General features: G+C 57.7%; 11 protein-coding genes and 1 pseudogene. 11 read left to right on the top strand and 1 reads right to left on the bottom strand.

What is annotated here, in order from left to right; all coding sequences use genetic code 11:
- The first annotated feature begins 92 nt into the window (after nt 1-92).
- The 11 genes and pseudogenes from CPH17_RS06605 to CPH17_RS06560 all read left to right on the top strand — a co-directional run bounded on the left by CPH17_RS06605 (nt 93) and on the right by CPH17_RS06560 (nt 20,166).
- Complete coding sequence (locus CPH17_RS06605) at nt 93-362, top strand: SelT/SelW/SelH family protein (RefSeq protein ID WP_096298719.1); 270 nt, start codon at nt 93-95, stop codon at nt 360-362.
- Nucleotides 359-1,228: a DMT family transporter gene (locus CPH17_RS06600; protein ID WP_096298716.1), complete on the top strand. Its 870-nt coding sequence runs from the start codon at nt 359-361 to the stop codon at nt 1,226-1,228. Before CPH17_RS06605 ends, CPH17_RS06600 begins: the two co-directional genes overlap by 4 nt.
- 321 nt (nt 1,229-1,549) lie before the next feature.
- Entirely contained in the window at nt 1,550-3,025 is a 1,476-nt protein-coding gene (locus CPH17_RS06595) for a TolC family outer membrane protein (protein WP_096298714.1), read from the top strand.
- A gap of 143 nt (nt 3,026-3,168) precedes the next feature.
- The gene (locus CPH17_RS06590; protein ID WP_231898088.1) at nt 3,169-5,337 is read left to right on the top strand and encodes a type I secretion system permease/ATPase; all 2,169 of its coding nucleotides are present in this window, start codon (nt 3,169-3,171) and stop codon (nt 5,335-5,337) included.
- On the top strand, nt 5,337-6,764 hold the full coding sequence (locus CPH17_RS06585; RefSeq protein WP_074397020.1) for an HlyD family type I secretion periplasmic adaptor subunit: 1,428 nt from the start codon (nt 5,337-5,339) through the stop codon (nt 6,762-6,764). The genes CPH17_RS06590 and CPH17_RS06585 overlap by 1 nt, the downstream gene beginning before the upstream one ends.
- Nucleotides 6,764-7,057, top strand: coding sequence for a hypothetical protein (locus tag CPH17_RS06580; protein WP_096298710.1), 294 nt, complete (start codon nt 6,764-6,766; stop codon nt 7,055-7,057). Before CPH17_RS06585 ends, CPH17_RS06580 begins: the two co-directional genes overlap by 1 nt.
- An 11-nt stretch (nt 7,058-7,068) precedes the next feature.
- On the top strand, nt 7,069-7,578 hold the full coding sequence (locus tag CPH17_RS06575; protein ID WP_096298708.1) for a helix-turn-helix domain-containing protein: 510 nt from the start codon (nt 7,069-7,071) through the stop codon (nt 7,576-7,578).
- A gap of 232 nt (nt 7,579-7,810) precedes the next feature.
- Nucleotides 7,811-8,488 (top strand): retention module-containing protein, encoded by a 678-nt coding sequence (locus CPH17_RS06570; protein WP_096298706.1) that lies wholly within the window; start codon nt 7,811-7,813, stop codon nt 8,486-8,488.
- Between the two features lie 125 nt (nt 8,489-8,613).
- Nucleotides 8,614-8,793: pseudogene (locus tag CPH17_RS20490) on the top strand (immunoglobulin-like domain-containing protein); the annotation flags it as partial.
- Nucleotides 8,794-8,835: 42 nt separating this feature from the next.
- Nucleotides 8,836-19,728: an immunoglobulin-like domain-containing protein gene (locus CPH17_RS06565; protein WP_096298704.1), complete on the top strand. Its 10,893-nt coding sequence runs from the start codon at nt 8,836-8,838 to the stop codon at nt 19,726-19,728.
- A gap of 111 nt (nt 19,729-19,839) precedes the next feature.
- Entirely contained in the window at nt 19,840-20,166 is a 327-nt protein-coding gene (locus tag CPH17_RS06560) for a tryptophan synthase subunit beta like protein (RefSeq protein ID WP_074397017.1), read from the top strand.
- Nucleotides 20,167-20,257: 91 nt separating this feature from the next.
- Here CPH17_RS06560 and CPH17_RS06555 read toward each other — a convergent pair whose 3' ends face one another.
- Nucleotides 20,258-22,159 carry an EAL domain-containing protein gene (locus CPH17_RS06555; protein WP_096298702.1) on the bottom strand — a complete coding sequence of 634 codons (1,902 nt, stop codon included), beginning with the start codon at nt 22,157-22,159 and terminating at the stop codon, nt 20,258-20,260.
- Nucleotides 22,160-22,162: the final 3 nt, after the last annotated feature.

Raw genomic sequence — 22,162 nt, 5'->3', positions numbered from 1 at the left:
AGAGGAGGCTTTAAAATACGTGCCTTTTGGCAATATAGTCGTTAGGACAAAGCCCTTAAGGATAATGGCGAGTGTCGCCAAGGAGCTCAAGGATGTCGCGGATTCAAATTCGCTATTGCACGCAATGCCAGTGGCTGCTACGTAGTGCCTGGTATGCGCAGGAGTTGCTCTCCACCTTTGGCGAAACGCTGGATGAAGTGGCGCTTTGCCCCAGCCATGGCGGTACCTTTGAAGTTTGGTGCGACGACACGTTGCTTTGGGAACGCAAGCGCGATGGCGGCTTTCCTGATATCAAAACGCTCAAGCAGCGCGTGCGCGACCACGTCGAGCCTGCCCGCGACCTAGGGCATACCGACCGATGAATCAAGACCGCCAAGCGATCCTCTATGGCTTGGGTGCAGTTGCGTTGTGGTCCACCGTGGCCACTGCCTTCAAAGTTGCCTTGGTTTGGATGTCGCCCCTTGAGCTGATGTGGCTGGCAGCGTTGGTTTCGTGGGCCCTGATGGGCGCTTTGGTGGTCTACCAGGGTAAAACCACAACGGCACTGAAGCACGGCTGGCGAACGGCTGCCTGGGCTGGGCTGATGAACCCAGTCGCCTATTACCTCGCGCTGTTTGCCGCCTACGACCGCTTGCCCGGCCAGGAAGCCATGGCGCTGAACTATACCTGGGCCCTGGCCATGGCGTTTCTTGCCGTACCGCTGTTAGGACACCGCTTAACGCGCGTCGATGTGGCCGCCGGGTTCGTCGCCTATGCGGGCGTTTGGGTGATCGCCACCCGCGGCGATGTATTTAACGTTCATTTTGCCGACCCCCTCGGCGTTATTTTCGCGTTAGCGTCTACGCTACTCTGGGCGTTTTACTGGTTGCTTAACGCCCGCGACAAGCGCCCACCATTGGTTGGGCAGTGGCAGAACTTCACGGTGGGGCTGCCGGTATTAACGCTGCTGCTTTTATGGGGGCCAGGGTTTCAGTGGCATAGCCTCTCAGCACTAGGCGCCGGTATTTACGTGGGGCTTTTTGAAATGGGAATCGCATTTATTTTGTGGCAGCTCGCCGTTCACAAGGTGTCGCGCACCGCTAAGGTCTCCAATCTCATTTTTCTTTCCCCACCAGTGTCACTTTTGTTGCTTTTTATCGTCGTCGGCGAGTCGATTTACCCCTCAACTTTAATAGGCTTAGCGCTTATTTTGGCAGGCCTTGCCTGGCAACAAATGGGGAAATCCTAGGTCAGCATAATTATTATTTTGTACATTTTGTAATTTTGGTTTACGATTAATTACATTAAGTATTCTGACGTAGCCTAGTAAGATGTAGTCTATAAATAGGGAACACGTCATTAGGGTGCTTAAGCTCTTTTGATGAGAATCTTTCATACGCAAGGCTCAAGAGCCAAGCACCACCAAGGTAAGGAAGCCGGGAATGGATGCGCCGCCTGTACATATCGAGTGTTAGGTGAGTCCCGCGACAACAAATAACGTATCAATTGCTATCGGTGATTGCGGTGGTTTGTTGCAGTTACCGTCTCATAATCCATGAGGGGACCACAGATGAAAAAATTCAGCTGTACTAACGTGTTTTACCAGCGTTTCGGTTTAACACGCCTTATCCAGGCAGCCGCTATCGGCACCAGCATGACGCTGCTACCACTCAGTCAAGTGGTGGCGCAGTCGCTACCCTCCGATATGTCCATACCCGGCTCATCCAATCTGCAGGAAACGGTTCAGCAGGCGATCACCCAGAATCCCGAAGTCAATTCGGCGTTCCGCGCGTTCAATGCGTCGGGTTACGACAAAGCTGAAGCCCAGGGCGGTTATTTGCCCAGTGTGGACGCTACCGCGGGCGTAGGGCGAGAGTCTGTCGAAGGGGATGGGCGTGGCAGCTATGACACTGACTTCGTGCAGCTCGAATTAACCCAAATGGTTTACGATGGTTTTGCGACAGCCGGCCAAGTGGAGCAGCTAGACCGGGCGGAATTAGTGCGTTACTACGAACTGCTAGGCGCCAGTGAAACAGTCGCCCTTGAAGCGACCACTGCCTATGCGGATGTGCTTCGCTACCGTGAGCTGGTTCGCTTAGCCCAGGATAATTACCGCCAGCACATGCGCGTATATGACCAAATTGAAGAGCGCGCTCGCTCAGGCGCTGGGCGTGGTGTTGATCTGGAGCAAATTAGCGGCCGTGTTGCACTGGCTGAATCCAATTTGCTGACAGAAGCCTCAAATTTGCACGATGTTTCTGCACGCTATAACCGCATTGTTGGCGATTTGCCGGTTGAAAACCTGGCAGCGACGCCCGAGTTTTCTGATGAATTACCCAGTTCGGTGCAAGAGGCAGTCAATCTTGCCTTTGAAGGTAATCCTGACTTCCATGCCGCTATTGAAGATATTGCCGCGTCTCGCGCGGAGCAGGATATCGCACAGGCAGGCTTCCATCCGCGGGTCGATATCGTTGGACGTACCGGCAGTAATAACGATGACTCGGCGGCGATAGGTCGTCGTGATCAAAGCAGCATTGAACTTGTTGCCAGCATGAACTTATACCGTGGCGGCTCGGACTTGGCTTCATTTCGTGCAGCAAGCGAGCGCATCGAGGAGGCCGTCGATAATCGCGAGCTGGCCTGCCACAACGTTCGTCAAACCGCCCAAATCGCTTATGCGGATACTCAGCGACTGCGTGAGCAGATGCAGTACCTGAATCAGCATCGCCAGTCGATTGATCGTGTACGTGGCGCCTACCAGCAGCAGTTCGACATCGGCGAGCGAACCTTGCTCGACGTGCTGGACAGCGAGAATGAGTTCTTTGAAGCCAGCCGCGCCTACGTCAATGCCCAGTATGACGTCGCCATTGCCGATGCTGAGACGCTAGCCTCAATGGGGCAGTTGATGCAAACGCTGGACGTATCACGCGGTGACATGCCGAGTCTGTCAGACCTGGGGAGCGATGGTGTTGAGCTGGATGCCGACTCTATCTGCCCGACTCAAGCACCTGCCAATTATACCCTTGAGGACTTGGTTGGCAGTTGATCTACTGGCAATAACGACCTGAGTCGTTCTTAGTCCAGTAAACCGATTGAGACTCAGACGTCCAGTGGCGGTTAATGCTGCTGGACGGTCAAGCATGCGATGATGTCGCAGTGTCGACTATCTACTGGCTGTATGAGGCGTATGTGACGCAAGAAAATGACAACTCCGTACCTGAGTCGCCGCAAGAAACGGGCTTGGATGAGCTTCTAGAGTGTTTGATCGCTGTGGCGGCCATTCACCACCACGATGCTACACGGGAAGCGTTGGTCGCCGGTCTTCCGCTTGAGGAGGGCAAACTCACCCCTGGCGTGCTGGGGCGTGCGGCAGCTCGCGCAGACCTAACCGCTCGGATAGTCAAGTCACGTCTTTCGCAGCTAAACCCCGCCCTGTTTCCGGCCATTTTACTGCTTGAGGCCGGAAGAGCCTGTGTGCTGCTTAGTGTGGATCTTAAAAATGCTCAGGCAGAAGTCATTTTTCCTGAACTGGGTGAAGCCAGCTCTATTGTGAGCCTCTCCGGCTTGCAAGAGGCTTACAGCGGTCAAGCGGCATATGTAAGGCCTAAATACCGCTTTGATGCGCGTGGCCCCGAGGTTAAACAGCAGCGCTCTCGACACTGGTTTTGGGGCGTGATAAGCGAGAACCGCAAGCTTTATCGAGACGTTTTGATAGGGTCGCTGGTGATCAACCTGTTCGCCATCGCGATGCCACTGTTCGTCATGAACGTCTATGACCGCGTGGTGCCCAACGCGGCCACCGAGACCTTGTGGGTGCTTGCCGTTGGTATTTTCATTGTATTGTGTTTTGACTTGGCACTGCGCTTGATGCGCAACGCCTTTGTTGATTTGGCGGCCAGTCGGGCGGATGTAAAGCTTACCTCCAGCATCATGTCACGCGTATTGGGCATGCGCATGGAGGCTAAACCAGCATCGACCGGCTCGTTCACGTCGACCCTGCAGTCATTTGAATCCGTGCGGGCGTTTATTGGCTCGGCCACTGTCGTGGCGCTGGTGGATCTGCCTTTTGTAATTCTCTTTGCCGCGATTATTGCCTTGATCGGGGTGCCTTTGGTAATTCCGATCGTCGTCGGTGCGGTATTTGTCTTTCTCTATGCGTTGGCCGCCCAGAGTAAATTGCACGAACTCTCCGAAACCACATGGCGTATTGGTGCACAGCGCAATTCCACGCTGGTCGAGGCCGTCGCGAACTTGGAAACCGTCAAAACATTGCGTAGTGAAAGCCGGTTGCAAGGCAACTGGGAGCGCGCGTCGGCTTTTCTATCGCGCACGGCAGCGCAGCTTCGTCTGGTTAGCTCGTCGGTCACCAGCGTAGCGCTATGGACGCAGCATACGGTGGCGGTGGCGATTATCGTCATTGGGGTGTATTTGATCATTGAAGGTGACTTAACCCAAGGGGGATTGATTGCTGCTTACTTGCTGTCTTCTCGGGCTATGGCACCCATTAGCCAAGCCGCGGGGTTGATGGCTCAGTACCATCAATCCTCCACCGCACTGCAGTCGCTCAATGGCGTGATGGACAAGCCCACCGAACGTATAGAGGGAAAAGCCTACATTAGTCGCCCTGTCGTAAGGGGCGCGGTTCAATTCGACGGCGTGAGCCTCAGCTACCCCGAGGCGGAAAGCAACGCCCTGAACAATGTTAGCTTTCGCTTAAAAGCGGGCGAAAAAGTCGCGTTGATTGGCCGTATCGGCTCAGGTAAATCAACCCTCAGCAAACTGTTACTGGCGCTTTATCAGCCCACGGCCGGTGCCGTATTGCTGGATGACGTCGATATACGCCAGTACGACCCCACGCAGCTGCGACGACACATTGGCTACGTACCACAAGATATAGCGTTATTTTTTGGCAGTCTGCGCGACAATATCCTGGCAGGGGCAGGCAGTGAAGGCGTTGATGATGACGCGCTTCTGGAAGCCGTCAGGTTGAGTGGCCTTGAGTCGTTGGTAAAATCACATCCTCACGGGCTCGACCTACCGGTTGGTGAGGGTGGCAACATGCTCTCTGGGGGGCAACGCCAATCAGTAGCGATAGCGCGGGCGCTGGTGAGCAACCCTAGCGTGCTGCTGTTGGATGAGCCCACCAGTGCGATGGACCACGCCAGTGAGGAAGTATTAAAGAAAAACCTCACGCATTTTAGTCAACAAAAGACCATGGTGATCGTCACTCACCGTACGTCGCTACTCTCGCTCGTTGATCGCATCATCGTCATGGACGCGGGTAAAATCGTCGCGGACGGTCCGCGCGAGCAAGTCGTCGAAGCCTTGCGTAAGGGCCAAGTCGGGAGGGCGAGTTAATGGCGAAAAAGCGTAAATCTGCCGAACAGCAGGGCTTTGAAGCGCTGGGCCGGTTTAGTGAAAAAGGTGGAAAGCCTTTTCGCCCGTTTATGGATCGACTGTTTTCAAAGCGCGTCACGTCGGCCCACTTAAACCGAGACTGGGCAAGCGATGCCGATTGGGCGCGCATGCAGCAAGACCCGCTCCGCGCACGCGGGTTCCTTTATGGCATTGTCCTTGCCTTGATCGCGCTGCTTATCTGGGCTTTCTTTGCTGAAATTGACGAAGTCACCCGCGGTCAGGGGCGTGTGATTCCCGCGCAACAGCTGCAGCGCGTTCAGTCATTTGATGGCGGTGTCGTAGAGGAAATCCTCGTCGAAGAAGGGCAAATGGTCGAGGCAGGCGAAATTATTATGCGCGTCGACCCCACGCGCTTCGTCTCCGATTTCCGTGAAAACCGGGTTCAAGCTCAATCGCTAAGAGCCCGTGCCGAGCGTCTTCGTGCCCTGGTGACGGATACCGCCTTTTCTCCCGACGACGATTTGCTGGCTGAGGCGCCGTTAGCGGTTTCTCAAGAGCGTGAAGTCTACGCAAGCCGACTCAATGAATTGCGCGAGCAGGAAACCGTCATCCGCGACCGGATTCGTCAGCGGGATGCCGAGCTGCTTGAAGCACAGCTGAAGCGCGATACGGCGAACCGCGAGTTGCAAATGGCCAATGAGGAACTCCAGCTCACCCGTCCTCTGTTATCGTCGGGGGCGGTATCCGAAGTGGAAGTGCTGCGTTTGGAACGCGAAGTTTCCCGTAATCGAGGCGAGCGCGATCAGGCCAATGCGGCCATTGAGCGGCTGGAAGCAGCTGTCGAAGAAAGCGAATCACAGTTGCGCGAGTTGGGTGCTGAACGCCGTGGCCAATGGCGCAACGACCTGGCCGACACGCTCAGTGAAATTTCGGCGCTCAATGAGGGCAGTTCGGGGCTGGAGAATCGCGTTCAGTTAGCCGACATTCGCGCGCCAGTGAAAGGGATTGTTCAGACACTACACATCACGACCATTGGTGGCGTGGCCCAGGCAGGGCAGGAAGTAGTCGATATTATCCCCACCGATGACCGGCTATTGGTTGAGGCGCGCATCGCGCCCCAAGATATTGCATTCCTGAGCCCTGGGCAGGACGCCACCGTCAAACTAACGGCTTACGACTATTCCCAGTATGGCGGTTTGAAAGCCGAGCTCGAAAACATCAGTGCCGACACAATTACCGATGATGATGACAACACCTTTTACCGCGTGCGGGTGCGTACCGAGCAGGGTGAGATCAATAACGAAGAAATGGACATCATTCCCGGCATGACGGCCCAGGTCGATATCATGACCGGCAAGCGCACAGTGATGGAATTCCTCCTGAAGCCCGTCCTGCGAGCATGGAATAATTCATTAGGGGAACGCTGATGAAACACCTTTTTGTCGCTCAAGATAAAACGCTGATGCCTCGCTGGCAGGCCGCTTTTGCTGAGGCCAAATGCGTTTCCCCTGAACAGGCCGAACGTCTGGGCGATGCTGACACGCTGGTGTGGGTGTTGAAAGAGGAGCAAGAAACCGACGGGCCTTCCCTGGTGCGACGTATTGCCAAGCAATCCACCGTTGTGGTGCTCTCGATGATGCCCGACAACACCGCCGCCATCGATGCGCTACAGCAAGGTGCCGAGGGTATGCCCACGCTCTTAGCCCGACCGAAATCCTGAAGCAGATCGCCATGGTCATGAACCAGGAATCTGGTGCCGATTATGGCCTCAATTCAATGGTGGACCCGAGCCAGCTTCAATCATCCGGTGCACTGGATAGCGCTGACCCAACGCCGAGCGTGAAGGTGCCGAGGTATGCCCACGCTCTTAGCCCGACCGAAATCCTGAAGCAGATCGCCATGGTGGTCATGAACCAGGGAATCTGGGTGCCGCCTGATGTGATGGCGCAAGTCATGGGCAGTACCTGGCGGCTTCTCAATGGTGACCAGCAGCTTCAATCATCGGTACTGGAAGCGCTGACCCAACGCGAGCGTGAAGTGGCTTTGGCGGTGGCGAAAGGGGCCAGCAATAAAGTCGTGGCCCGGGAACTCGATATTACTGAAAGAACGGTAAAAGCCCACTTGACCGCCATTTTCAGCAAGCTGGACATTCATGATCGACTTCAGTTGATCATTAAGCTAACGGGTAAAGGTACATCGGCTGGGGTTAGTGACATCCCCAGTTTCTCCACTTCCAAGTAGCCAGTACCAGGCGGCGATATCGTCATCTTTGATAGCGATATAGCCATCCCGCTGCTCATCCATTCGTTCATTATTTGCCCCTGGCGTGTGCTTAACGCCACCGCAGCATGTATGACGTGCTTACCAAAATAGTCCTCCTCCCTGTACCACGGTCCAATACTAAGCCTCTCCAACCTCGCCTAATCTAGTTATCAATACAAAACCCTATTTTTGTCGTTAGAGGATGACTCCTATGAGCATTGCAACCGTTGTCGCGATTTCTGGTCAGGCGTGGGCACGAGACCCGGACGGTAATCTGCGTGAGCTTGCCATCGGTGACGCCCTTGAAGAGGGCGAAACGCTTGTCACCTCTAGCAACGGCAGTGTTCAGCTTGATTTTGACGACGGCTTGCCAGCAACCACGATTGGCGCTGACGAAGAAGTGGCAATGTCCAATGACGTGGATGCCGAAAATGCCCCTGACCAAGACGAAACGGTCGCCCAGGACAGCGAAGTAGAAGCGCTGCTCTCCGCACTCGAAGATGAAGATGGGGACCTGCTCGAACTGCTTGAAGCGACCGCTGCAGGCGGTGGTGCTGCCGGTGGTGGTGGCGGAGGCTCCGACTTCGTCCAGCTCGCACGTATCGAAGAATCTGTTCAGGGTTTGCAGTATGACTATGCAGGCAGTGTCGATGGAGGGCCTGATACGGTTGAGTTTGCAGCTGCGCCTGATGAGGACGATGTGGCAGTCGAAGACGATGACGGACTACAGGGCATTATCACTCTAAGTGCCCCGGAGCAAGTCACCGAAGGCGAGGAGATCACGGTCACCGCGCGCGTGGATAACGCCCCGGAAACCGACCTGGTAATCACGCTCAGCAACGAACAGCAGATCACCATCGCCGCCGCCCGGTGCCACCGACAGCCGTAACGACGACGACTTCCAGCACCCAGCCAGCCCTACACACCGCACGGGCAACCGACACTTACCAGGCCGAGCCACGGTGACCACGGACGCACGACTCCCACCATCAGCCGAGCCACCGAAGCGAGGAGATCACGTCACCGCGCCGTGGATACGCCCCGGAAACCGACCTGGTAATCACGCTCAGCAACGAACAGCAGATCACCATCGCCGCCGGTGCCACCGAAGGTAGCGTCACGTTCGACAGCCGTAACGACGACGACTTCCAGCAGGGCGACCAGAGCCAGACCCTGAGCATCACCGGCACGGAAGGTGGCAACTACGAAGCACTGGATACCAGTGCCGAAGCCACGGTGACCACGGTTGACGACAACGACGTCACCACCATCAGCCTGGAGGCCCCGGAGCAAGTCACCGAAGGCGAGGAGATCACGGTCACCGCGCGCGTGGATAACGCCCCGGAAACCGACCTGGTAATCACGCTCAGCAACGAACAGCAGATCACCATCGCCGCCGGTGCCACCGAAGGTAGCGTCACGTTCGACAGCCGTAACGACGACGACTTCCAGCAGGGCGACCAGAGCCAGACCCTGAGCATCACCGGCACGGAAGGTGGCAACTACGAAGCACTGGATACCAGTGCCGAAGCCACGGTGACCACGGTTGACGACAACGACGTCACCACCATCAGCCTGGAGGCCCCGGAGCAAGTCACCGAAGGCGAGGAGATCACGGTCACCGCGCGCGTGGATAACGCCCCGGAAACCGACCTGGTAATCACGCTCAGCAACGAACAGCAGATCACCATCGCCGCCGGTGCCACCGAAGGTAGCGTCACGTTCGACAGCCGTAACGACGACGACTTCCAGCAGGGCGACCAGAGCCAGACCCTGAGCATCACCGGCACGGAAGGTGGCAACTACGAAGCACTGGATACCAGTGCCGAAGCCACGGTGACCACGGTTGACGACAACGACGTCACCACCATCAGCCTGGAGGCCCCGGAGCAAGTCACCGAAGGCGAGGAGATCACGGTCACCGCGCGCGTGGATAACGCCCCGGAAACCGACCTGGTAATCACGCTCAGCAACGAACAGCAGATCACCATCGCCGCCGGTGCCACCGAAGGTAGCGTCACGTTCGACAGCCGTAACGACGACGACTTCCAGCAGGGCGACCAGAGCCAGACCCTGAGCATCACCGGCACGGAAGGTGGCAACTACGAAGCACTGGATACCAGTGCCGAAGCCACGGTGACCACGGTTGACGACAACGACGTCACCACCATCAGCCTGGAGGCCCCGGAGCAAGTCACCGAAGGCGAGGAGATCACGGTCACCGCGCGCGTGGATAACGCCCCGGAAACCGACCTGGTAATCACGCTCAGCAACGAACAGCAGATCACCATCGCCGCCGGTGCCACCGAAGGTAGCGTCACGTTCGACAGCCGTAACGACGACGACTTCCAGCAGGGCGACCAGAGCCAGACCCTGAGCATCACCGGCACGGAAGGTGGCAACTACGAAGCACTGGATACCAGTGCCGAAGCCACGGTGACCACGGTTGACGACAACGACGTCACCACCATCAGCCTGGAGGCCCCGGAGCAAGTCACCGAAGGCGAGGAGATCACGGTCACCGCGCGCGTGGATAACGCCCCGGAAACCGACCTGGTAATCACGCTCAGCAACGAACAGCAGATCACCATCGCCGCCGGTGCCACCGAAGGTAGCGTCACGTTCGACAGCCGTAACGACGACGACTTCCAGCAGGGCGACCAGAGCCAGACCCTGAGCATCACCGGCACGGAAGGTGGCAACTACGAAGCACTGGATACCAGTGCCGAAGCCACGGTGACCACGGTTGACGACAACGACGTCACCACCATCAGCCTGGAGGCCCCGGAGCAAGTCACCGAAGGCGAGGAGATCACGGTCACCGCGCGCGTGGATAACGCCCCGGAAACCGACCTGGTAATCACGCTCAGCAACGAACAGCAGATCACCATCGCCGCCGGTGCCACCGAAGGTAGCGTCACGTTCGACAGCCGTAACGACGACGACTTCCAGCAGGGCGACCAGAGCCAGACCCTGAGCATCACCGGCACGGAAGGTGGCAACTACGAAGCACTGGATACCAGTGCCGAAGCCACGGTGACCACGGTTGACGACAACGACGTCACCACCATCAGCCTGGAGGCCCCGGAGCAAGTCACCGAAGGCGAGGAGATCACGGTCACCGCGCGCGTGGATAACGCCCCGGAAACCGACCTGGTAATCACGCTCAGCAACGAACAGCAGATCACCATCGCCGCCGGTGCCACCGAAGGTAGCGTCACGTTCGACAGCCGTAACGACGACGACTTCCAGCAGGGCGACCAGAGCCAGACCCTGAGCATCACCGGCACGGAAGGTGGCAACTACGAAGCACTGGATACCAGTGCCGAAGCCACGGTGACCACGGTTGACGACAACGACGTCACCACCATCAGCCTGGAGGCCCCGGAGCAAGTCACCGAAGGCGAGGAGATCACGGTCACCGCGCGCGTGGATAACGCCCCGGAAACCGACCTGGTAATCACGCTCAGCAACGAACAGCAGATCACCATCGCCGCCGGTGCCACCGAAGGTAGCGTCACGTTCGACAGCCGTAACGACGACGACTTCCAGCAGGGCGACCAGAGCCAGACCCTGAGCATCACCGGCACGGAAGGTGGCAACTACGAAGCACTGGATACCAGTGCCGAAGCCACGGTGACCACGGTTGACGACAACGACGTCACCACCATCAGCCTGGAGGCCCCGGAGCAAGTCACCGAAGGCGAGGAGATCACGGTCACCGCGCGCGTGGATAACGCCCCGGAAACCGACCTGGTAATCACGCTCAGCAACGAACAGCAGATCACCATCGCCGCCGGTGCCACCGAAGGTAGCGTCACGTTCGACAGCCGTAACGACGACGACTTCCAGCAGGGCGACCAGAGCCAGACCCTGAGCATCACCGGCACGGAAGGTGGCAACTACGAAGCACTGGATACCAGTGCCGAAGCCACGGTGACCACGGTTGACGACAACGACGTCACCACCATCAGCCTGGAGGCCCCGGAGCAAGTCACCGAAGGCGAGGAGATCACGGTCACCGCGCGCGTGGATAACGCCCCGGAAACCGACCTGGTAATCACGCTCAGCAACGAACAGCAGATCACCATCGCCGCCGGTGCCACCGAAGGTAGCGTCACGTTCGACAGCCGTAACGACGACGACTTCCAGCAGGGCGACCAGAGCCAGACCCTGAGCATCACCGGCACGGAAGGTGGCAACTACGAAGCACTGGATACCAGTGCCGAAGCCACGGTGACCACGGTTGACGACAACGACGTCACCACCATCAGCCTGGAGGCCCCGGAGCAAGTCACCGAAGGCGAGGAGATCACGGTCACCGCGCGCGTGGATAACGCCCCGGAAACCGACCTGGTAATCACGCTCAGCAACGAACAGCAGATCACCATCGCCGCCGGTGCCACCGAAGGTAGCGTCACGTTCGACAGCCGTAACGACGACGACTTCCAGCAGGGCGACCAGAGCCAGACCCTGAGCATCACCGGCACGGAAGGTGGCAACTACGAAGCACTGGATACCAGTGCCGAAGCCACGGTGACCACGGTTGACGACAACGACGTCACCACCATCAGCCTGGAGGCCCCGGAGCAAGTCACCGAAGGCGAGGAGATCACGGTCACCGCGCGCGTGGATAACGCCCCGGAAACCGACCTGGTAATCACGCTCAGCAACGAACAGCAGATCACCATCGCCGCCGGTGCCACCGAAGGTAGCGTCACGTTCGACAGCCGTAACGACGACGACTTCCAGCAGGGCGACCAGAGCCAGACCCTGAGCATCACCGGCACGGAAGGTGGCAACTACGAAGCACTGGATACCAGTGCCGAAGCCACGGTGACCACGGTTGACGACAACGACGTCACCACCATCAGCCTGGAGGCCCCGGAGCAAGTCACCGAAGGCGAGGAGATCACGGTCACCGCGCGCGTGGATAACGCCCCGGAAACCGACCTGGTAATCACGCTCAGCAACGAACAGCAGATCACCATCGCCGCCGGTGCCACCGAAGGTAGCGTCACGTTCGACAGCCGTAACGACGACGACTTCCAGCAGGGCGACCAGAGCCAGACCCTGAGCATCACCGGCACGGAAGGTGGCAACTACGAAGCACTGGATACCAGTGCCGAAGCCACGGTGACCACGGTTGACGACAACGACGTCACCACCATCAGCCTGGAGGCCCCGGAGCAAGTCACCGAAGGCGAGGAGATCACGGTCACCGCGCGCGTGGATAACGCCCCGGAAACCGACCTGGTAATCACGCTCAGCAACGAACAGCAGATCACCATCGCCGCCGGTGCCACCGAAGGTAGCGTCACGTTCGACAGCCGTAACGACGACGACTTCCAGCAGGGCGACCAGAGCCAGACCCTGAGCATCACCGGCACGGAAGGTGGCAACTACGAAGCACTGGATACCAGTGCCGAAGCCACGGTGACCACGGTTGACGACAACGACGTCACCACCATCAGCCTGGAGGCCCCGGAGCAAGTCACCGAAGGCGAGGAGATCACGGTCACCGCGCGCGTGGATAACGCCCCGGAAACCGACCTGGTAATCACGCTCAGCAACGAACAGCAGATCACCATCGCCGCCGGTGCCACCGAAGGTAGCGTCACGTTCGACAGCCGTAACGACGACGACTTCCAGCAGGGCGACCAGAGCCAGACCCTGAGCATCACCGGCACGGAAGGTGGCAACTACGAAGCACTGGATACCAGTGCCGAAGCCACGGTGACCACGGTTGACGACAACGACGTCACCACCATCAGCCTGGAGGCCCCGGAGCAAGTCACCGAAGGCGAGGAGATCACGGTCACCGCGCGCGTGGATAACGCCCCGGAAACCGACCTGGTAATCACGCTCAGCAACGAACAGCAGATCACCATCGCCGCCGGTGCCACCGAAGGTAGCGTCACGTTCGACAGCCGTAACGACGACGACTTCCAGCAGGGCGACCAGAGCCAGACCCTGAGCATCACCGGCACGGAAGGTGGCAACTACGAAGCACTGGATACCAGTGCCGAAGCCACGGTGACCACGGTTGACGACAACGACGTCACCACCATCAGCCTGGAGGCCCCGGAGCAAGTCACCGAAGGCGAGGAGATCACGGTCACCGCGCGCGTGGATAACGCCCCGGAAACCGACCTGGTAATCACGCTCAGCAACGAACAGCAGATCACCATCGCCGCCGGTGCCACCGAAGGTAGCGTCACGTTCGACAGCCGTAACGACGACGACTTCCAGCAGGGCGACCAGAGCCAGACCCTGAGCATCACCGGCACGGAAGGTGGCAACTACGAAGCACTGGATACCAGTGCCGAAGCCACGGTGACCACGGTTGACGACAACGACGTCACCACCATCAGCCTGGAGGCCCCGGAGCAAGTCACCGAAGGCGAGGAGATCACGGTCACCGCGCGCGTGGATAACGCCCCGGAAACCGACCTGGTAATCACGCTCAGCAACGAACAGCAGATCACCATCGCCGCCGGTGCCACCGAAGGTAGCGTCACGTTCGACAGCCGTAACGACGACGACTTCCAGCAGGGCGACCAGAGCCAGACCCTGAGCATCACCGGCACGGAAGGTGGCAACTACGAAGCACTGGATACCAGTGCCGAAGCCACGGTGACCACGGTTGACGACAACGACGTCACCACCATCAGCCTGGAGGCCCCGGAGCAAGTCACCGAAGGCGAGGAGATCACGGTCACCGCGCGCGTGGATAACGCCCCGGAAACCGACCTGGTAATCACGCTCAGCAACGAACAGCAGATCACCATCGCCGCCGGTGCCACCGAAGGTAGCGTCACGTTCGACAGCCGTAACGACGACGACTTCCAGCAGGGCGACCAGAGCCAGACCCTGAGCATCACCGGCACGGAAGGTGGCAACTACGAAGCACTGGATACCAGTGCCGAAGCCACGGTGACCACGGTTGACGACAACGACGTCACCACCATCAGCCTGGAGGCCCCGGAGCAAGTCACCGAAGGCGAGGAGATCACGGTCACCGCGCGCGTGGATAACGCCCCGGAAACCGACCTGGTAATCACGCTCAGCAACGAACAGCAGATCACCATCGCCGCCGGTGCCACCGAAGGTAGCGTCACGTTCGACAGCCGTAACGACGACGACTTCCAGCAGGGCGACCAGAGCCAGACCCTGAGCATCACCGGCACGGAAGGTGGCAACTACGAAGCACTGGATACCAGTGCCGAAGCCACGGTGACCACGGTTGACGACAACGACGTCACCACCATCAGCCTGGAGGCCCCGGAGCAAGTCACCGAAGGCGAGGAGATCACGGTCACCGCGCGCGTGGATAACGCCCCGGAAACCGACCTGGTAATCACGCTCAGCAACGAACAGCAGATCACCATCGCCGCCGGTGCCACCGAAGGTAGCGTCACGTTCGACAGCCGTAACGACGACGACTTCCAGCAGGGCGACCAGAGCCAGACCCTGAGCATCACCGGCACGGAAGGTGGCAACTACGAAGCACTGGATACCAGTGCCGAAGCCACGGTGACCACGGTTGACGACAACGACGTCACCACCATCAGCCTGGAGGCCCCGGAGCAAGTCACCGAAGGCGAGGAGATCACGGTCACCGCGCGCGTGGATAACGCCCCGGAAACCGACCTGGTAATCACGCTCAGCAACGAACAGCAGATCACCATCGCCGCCGGTGCCACCGAAGGTAGCGTCACGTTCGACAGCCGTAACGACGACGACTTCCAGCAGGGCGACCAGAGCCAGACCCTGAGCATCACCGGCACGGAAGGTGGCAACTACGAAGCACTGGATACCAGTGCCGAAGCCACGGTGACCACGGTTGACGACAACGACGTCACCACCATCAGCCTGGAGGCCCCGGAGCAAGTCACCGAAGGCGAGGAGATCACGGTCACCGCGCGCGTGGATAACGCCCCGGAAACCGACCTGGTAATCACGCTCAGCAACGAACAGCAGATCACCATCGCCGCCGGTGCCACCGAAGGTAGCGTCACGTTCGACAGCCGTAACGACGACGACTTCCAGCAGGGCGACCAGAGCCAGACCCTGAGCATCACCGGCACGGAAGGTGGCAACTACGAAGCACTGGATACCAGTGCCGAAGCCACGGTGACCACGGTTGACGACAACGACGTCACCACCATCAGCCTGGAGGCCCCGGAGCAAGTCACCGAAGGCGAGGAGATCACGGTCACCGCGCGCGTGGATAACGCCCCGGAAACCGACCTGGTAATCACGCTCAGCAACGAACAGCAGATCACCATCGCCGCCGGTGCCACCGAAGGTAGCGTCACGTTCGACAGCCGTAACGACGACGACTTCCAGCAGGGCGACCAGAGCCAGACCCTGAGCATCACCGGCACGGAAGGTGGCAACTACGAAGCACTGGATACCAGTGCCGAAGCCACGGTGACCACGGTTGACGACAACGACGTCACCACCATCAGCCTGGAGGCCCCGGAGCAAGTCACCGAAGGCGAGGAGATCACGGTCACCGCGCGCGTGGATAACGCCCCGGAAACCGACCTGGTAATCACGCTCAGCAACGAACAGCAGATCACCATCGCCGCCGGTGCCACCGAAGGTAGCGTCACGTTCGACAGCCGTAACGACGACGACTTCCAGCAGGGCGACCAGAGCCAGACCCTGAGCATCACCGGCACGGAAGGTGGCAACTACGAAGCACTGGATACCAGTGCCGAAGCCACGGTGACCACGGTTGACGACAACGACGTCACCACCATCAGCCTGGAGGCCCCGGAGCAAGTCACCGAAGGCGAGGAGATCACGGTCACCGCGCGCGTGGATAACGCCCCGGAAACCGACCTGGTAATCACGCTCAGCAACGAACAGCAGATCACCATCGCCGCCGGTGCCACCGAAGGTAGCGTCACGTTCGACAGCCGTAACGACGACGACTTCCAGCAGGGCGACCAGAGCCAGACCCTGAGCATCACCGGCACGGAAGGTGGCAACTACGAAGCACTGGATACCAGTGCCGAAGCCACGGTGACCACGGTTGACGACAACGACGTCACCACGCTAAGTCTCAGCGACGTCACTGTAAAAGAAGGGACAGGCACTGCTACGATTAACGCCACGCTCAGCAACGCGGCGGGCCAAGAGTTCACCGTTACATTGAGCAATGGTGCCACTATCACGTTTGCTGAAGGCGCCACTGTGGGTACCTCGACACCTTTCGATATCCAGGGTGACGATGTCTACATTGATCCGGAAAGCTACGAAGTCAGTGTCACCGATCAAGGCGATAACAACTTCGAAGACCTGGATGCCAATGATACTGCTACTGTCAAGGTCAACGACACCATCGACACCACCGACGTCAGCATCAACGCGATTGTGACGAAAACATCCGTCATTAACGTTGGCAATGTCGATAATACCGATAGCTTCACCGTAAAAGCCTATGGGGCTAACGGTGAAGAAGGCACCATTTCCCGAGTTACTGGCACTGACCATGATGGCTTTGGCGTGGCAGGAGCAACGTCTGGCGGGGGGGCTTCCAGCGAGCTTGGCTATGGCAATAATGGAACGAGCGAAAAAGTCGTTGTTGATTTCAATAATGAGGTGAAAAACTTCGATGTCCAGTTCGCCTGGCGGAACAACAATGAACGAGCAAAAGTAGAGTTCTTTGATAAGGATGGAAACTCTGTTGGCTCTGCGATTGTTGCAGGTGGCGGAACATCAACCGAAGCCTTAGTCACCTATTATGATGCCAACGGCAACGAAACCAGAACAGAACGAGCGCCTGGCGGTTCTGATCAGGTCGATAATGCTTACACCTTTGAGCCGGGAAGTGGTGAAACATTTACGAGTGCCGAGTTTACCGCGGTTGGCCATGACGATGACTATTTGATCCACTCCATTGCTTACAAAGAAGTAATGAATGGTGATGCGACCAGTATAGGCGGTGCCTCTGATGTCACCTTTGAAATTGAGACGTCCAACCCGCCCGATGAAAGTCAGTTTGACTTCATTGATACTTTCCCAACGGCCACGGTAATTATCGGCGGTCAGGAATATACGGTTAATCTAGATCGCAATGGCAAGGGTAGCGTTGCTGTTGAAACAGACGGCGAGAGTGACCTTGAAGCTGAAGTTATCGCGGTGAACGGCAACTTTGAAGATGTAAACGTTCCCACTAGCCTGACGCTGTATAAGGGTGACCTTGAGACTGGCAATAACGGTGATAACAGTATTCAGGCTGGTCAAGGTGATGATGTTGTATTGGCCGATACCGGCGGTGCCGAGACCAACATCCAGCCGGGGCAAAGCTACAATGTTGCCCTGGTTGTGGACACCTCGGGTTCAATGGCCTACGACCTGGACGGCAACCAATATAACGTGGCGTATAACGACTCCCGCATGAAGCTGACGATTGACGCCTTGAAGAATGTGGCGAACCAGTTAGCTGAACATGATGGTTTCGTAAACGTTTCGCTGGTCGGTTTTGCTGAAAACGCGTCAGAATGGACATTCAGTAATCTGACATCTGAAAACGTCGGAGAGCTGGTCGACATAATCGAAGGTTTATCCGCAAATGGTGGAACCAACTACGAAGCGGCATTCGATAAAGCGTCTGATTGGTTCGGCGGACAGCCTACGGTAGATGCTAATGGAAATTCATATGAGAACTTGACTTACTTTCTGACGGATGGAGACCCGACGTTTAGTAATAGTGGGGATAACGGCGGTGGAGCTACCACCAACGATAAAGATATGCGGGATGCGATCGATGCTTTCGGTTCGTTAAGCGAGCAAAGCAGCGTACATGCAATTGGAATAGGCGATGGTGTTACCGAGGGAAGATTGAAGTATTTCGACAATACCGGTGAGCAGAACTTAGTTGAAGCTCCTTATGGCATTTCGTCGGAGATCCTGGCCGATTTTAGTAACAATGGTGGCTGGAACAATGCAAACAATTGGAACACACCCTCATCGGGTGGGACATTAAGCCGAGAAGGTAGCAGGTGGACTAACTACTACATGGCTATTTCCGATACGTCGGTCAACCAATCTGCTTATGAAGTTGCAACGCCACAGTTTAATATCGCAACTGGTGAATATGCTGGAATTTCGTTCGACTATAACACCTCCCTTTCACGTGACGACAGTGCTGGCTGGAAACTGCAAAAGTTGGAGGGCAATAGCTGGATAGATGTTGACGGTCAAGGCGGCACATTGAATGGAAATGACTCCGCCAAGACTGACGCCTTGGAGCAAGGTACCTACCGTCTTGAATTTAGTGTGGATGACCGTTCGGGAGGTTGGTTTGCCAGTGATGCTCAGCTATCAATTGATAACATCACTTTGACACCTTACGTGCCACAAGGTGAAGTCGATATCGTTAACAGTGCCGGTGAGTTAGACGCTGCCCTTGAAGGAGGCTCCACCAACACCGAACTGGCCGAGTTGGGCGATGACGAAGTGAAGGGTGGTGATGGCAACGACATCATCTTTGGTGACGCCATCAATACCGATGCACTGAACTGGGAAGGGCGTGAACTACCTGACGGTTCAGGCATGAAGGCACTGAAGGAATTCCTGAAGGTCAGCAATGGCGGAGAAGAGCCCACCGAGCAGCAGATGTACGACTATATCCAGGCTGGTCACGCTGAGTTGAACGTCGAAGGCGATACGCGCGGTGGAAATGATGAGTTGTACGGTGGCAACGGAGACGACATTCTCTACGGCCAAGGTGGTGATGACTTGTTGGTCGGCGGCGAAGGCAACGACATCCTCTTCGGCGGCGCAGGTGCTGACACTTTCGCCTGGAACTTCGGCGAAGAGGGTACCGAGGACCAACCGGCTGCAGATACCGTTAGGGACTTTAATGCCTCAGGCGAAGGTGAAGGCGACAAGCTTGATCTCTCCGATTTGCTCCAAGAGCGGGGTGATGACGAACTAGATGGCTATCTGCAAGCATCAGAGAACGAGGATGGAGACACCGTGCTCGAAATCAGCACAAGTGGGAAGTTGGGCACAGATGGTGCAGACCAGAAGATTACACTAGATGGTGTGACTTATGATCAGAACATTGTTCAGACCATGATCGATAACGGCAAGCTCGACATCGAGTAAGCCTGAACGGTCCTCAGTGGCCCCGCTTGGTACCGCCAAGCGGGGCCTTTTGTTAGGCTAACCATATTCAACGATCACGGCAGCTTGGCTGCCACTGGGAGCGCTACCACCATGTACGTTAACCGCGACAGCCAAGGCGAGATTGCCCAGGTAAGCCGAACTGCCAATGAACACTGCCAGGAGTTTGTCTCGGCGGACTCGGCCGAGCTACTGCGTTTTCTAAACGTCGAGGACCAGGAGGCGGAGCGCCTTCGCCAGTCGGACCTTGAGTTCGTGCGGGTGCTGGAAGACGTCATCACCCTGCTGATGGATAAAGGCATTATCCGCTTCACTGACCTACCCGAAAAAGCCCAGGAAAAACTCCTGGACAGGCAGTCGCTGCGTAAGCGCGTAAATGATGTGGGGTTGATAAGCGACGATGACAGCGACGTCATCTAGATGTTAATCAGCGGCTTCCCTGCCGCTGATCTACCGTTAAACTTCCTTCTTCCTTCTTCCTTCTTCCTTCTTCCTTCTTCCTTCTTCCTTCTTACCCCGCCTTAACCCCAGGCCCGGTAATGGCATCCAACCCCAGATCAAACAAGGTGTCAGCTTCTTCCTCGGTTTTAACACCTTCGGCAATGGCCAAAATACCCAGCGAGTGCGCCAAGGTGGCCATGCCGCGCAGTATGGTTTGCTGATCAAAGGCCTGGTCGACGCCGCTGACCAGGCTGGCGTCAAACTTGAGGAAGGCAAGCCCCAGGTCGTGCAGGTCGGCAAGGCGAGTAAATTCGCTACCCACGTGTTCCAAACCAATCCGCACGCCGGTGGGCTGTAGCTCGCGGCATAATAGCCGGAAGCTTGCCAAATCGTGCAGCGCAATACTTTCAGGTAGCTCAATCCACAGCATGCGTGCCGCCTCGGGCGAGCGCTCAAGCCGATGACGCAGCGTTTTGATAAAGGCCATATCGCCCACGGCGCGCCCAGAGAGATTGATGCCCAGCGGAATCCGGTCGCTCTCGATAATTGCCAGAGCACGCTCGGCGACCGCCATATCCAGGCGGTCTTCCAGCTGAAGCCTCGCCACCCAAGGCATGAACAAGCCAGCGCTACGCCACTCGCCGTCAAGCTCAAGGCGCGAAGGCGCCTCAAAATGCACCACCCCATGGCGGACATTGACCACCGGGAAGCGCGCCAGCGCCACACCGGCGTCCATCGCCTGGATCAGCGCCGAGCGCCACGCATCATGGGTGGTGTAAAGCGAAGAGCGAGACTCCCCGGCGGCGACTACCAGTGCCAGATCACCACGGCCTTCGGCATCCGCCAGTGCGCCATCCAGCGCCGCCAGGCGTTGAGAGGGGGTATCACCCTGGGTGTATTCGCTCAGTGCCGCAGGCAGCCGCAGCGGTTCGCCCACGGCATCGCGCAGCAGGGTCAATTGATGCTTAAGGGCCTCGCTGACATGTTCGATATCCTGCGCACCGTAGACCACCAGCAAAAAGTCACTGCCGTTCAAACGGCCTACTTCACCGCCGCCGAGCTCGTTCGCCAATTGGTATAAATGCCCAACCAGCGCCTTTAATGCAGCGTCGGTGGCCTGGTGGCCGAGACGTTCGTTCACCGCGGGCAGGTCATCCACGCGCACCATAATCAAGACACCACTGGCGCGCTGGGAATCGCTATCCAGGTTGCGCTGCAAATGGTCCAGCAGGGTAGTGCGGTTAGACGCGCCGGTGGTGGGGTCTTCCTGCAAACGGCGGCGCAACTGGTCGAGCTTGCCGGTTTCTTCGCTAAGCATGGTATGCACCGCCCCGGAGAGGGTATTCATTGCTTGCACGACTTCGCGCAGTTCCAGGGTGCGTGGCTCTTGGGATGTGGTAAAGCGGCGAGCGCTGATGCTGCGTGCCTGGCTGACCACTTCAATCAAGGGTCGGCGAATGGAGCGGACAATCCACCACGCCAGCAACAGGCTGATAACTCCCACTAACGCAAACCAGGCGGCCATTTCCAGCGTGCTTTGCCATAGCGAACGGTAGGCGTAGTCGTGTTGGCTCGCCAAGGTTAAGGTGCCGTATTGGCTCCAGCCATCTTGCACCACCGCTTCGCCTGGAGAGACGTCCAGGCGCACCAAATCAACAAACCAGGCAGGCACGCCATCGTCTAGCGCCTCAGTTTCACGGCTTTCCATCACCTCGCCTTCCGGTGAGCGCAGCTCAATCAAGCGATAGTGGCCAGTATCAAACTGGGCCGACAGTAAAAGCTCAATGCTAACGTCCTCTTTCTCCATTTGACTCATGGAAAGCGCCAGCGCATTAGCGTTGTCAGCATTTTTAATTTGCACTTCCTGCTCAATGTAGTGGCGGCTTGAGGTGATACTCACCGCCAAGCTGCCTACAAACGCCATGAGCAGTATCAGGATGACCGCCAACCATAGCTGCTTGATGAGAGACATATC

It is taken from the genome of Halomonas sp. hl-4, assembly GCF_900215475.1.
GTDB lineage: Bacteria > Pseudomonadota > Gammaproteobacteria > Pseudomonadales > Halomonadaceae > Vreelandella.
Note: the sequence above shows the minus strand (reverse complement) of the source record. Positions and strands in the feature narration are given on the sequence as shown.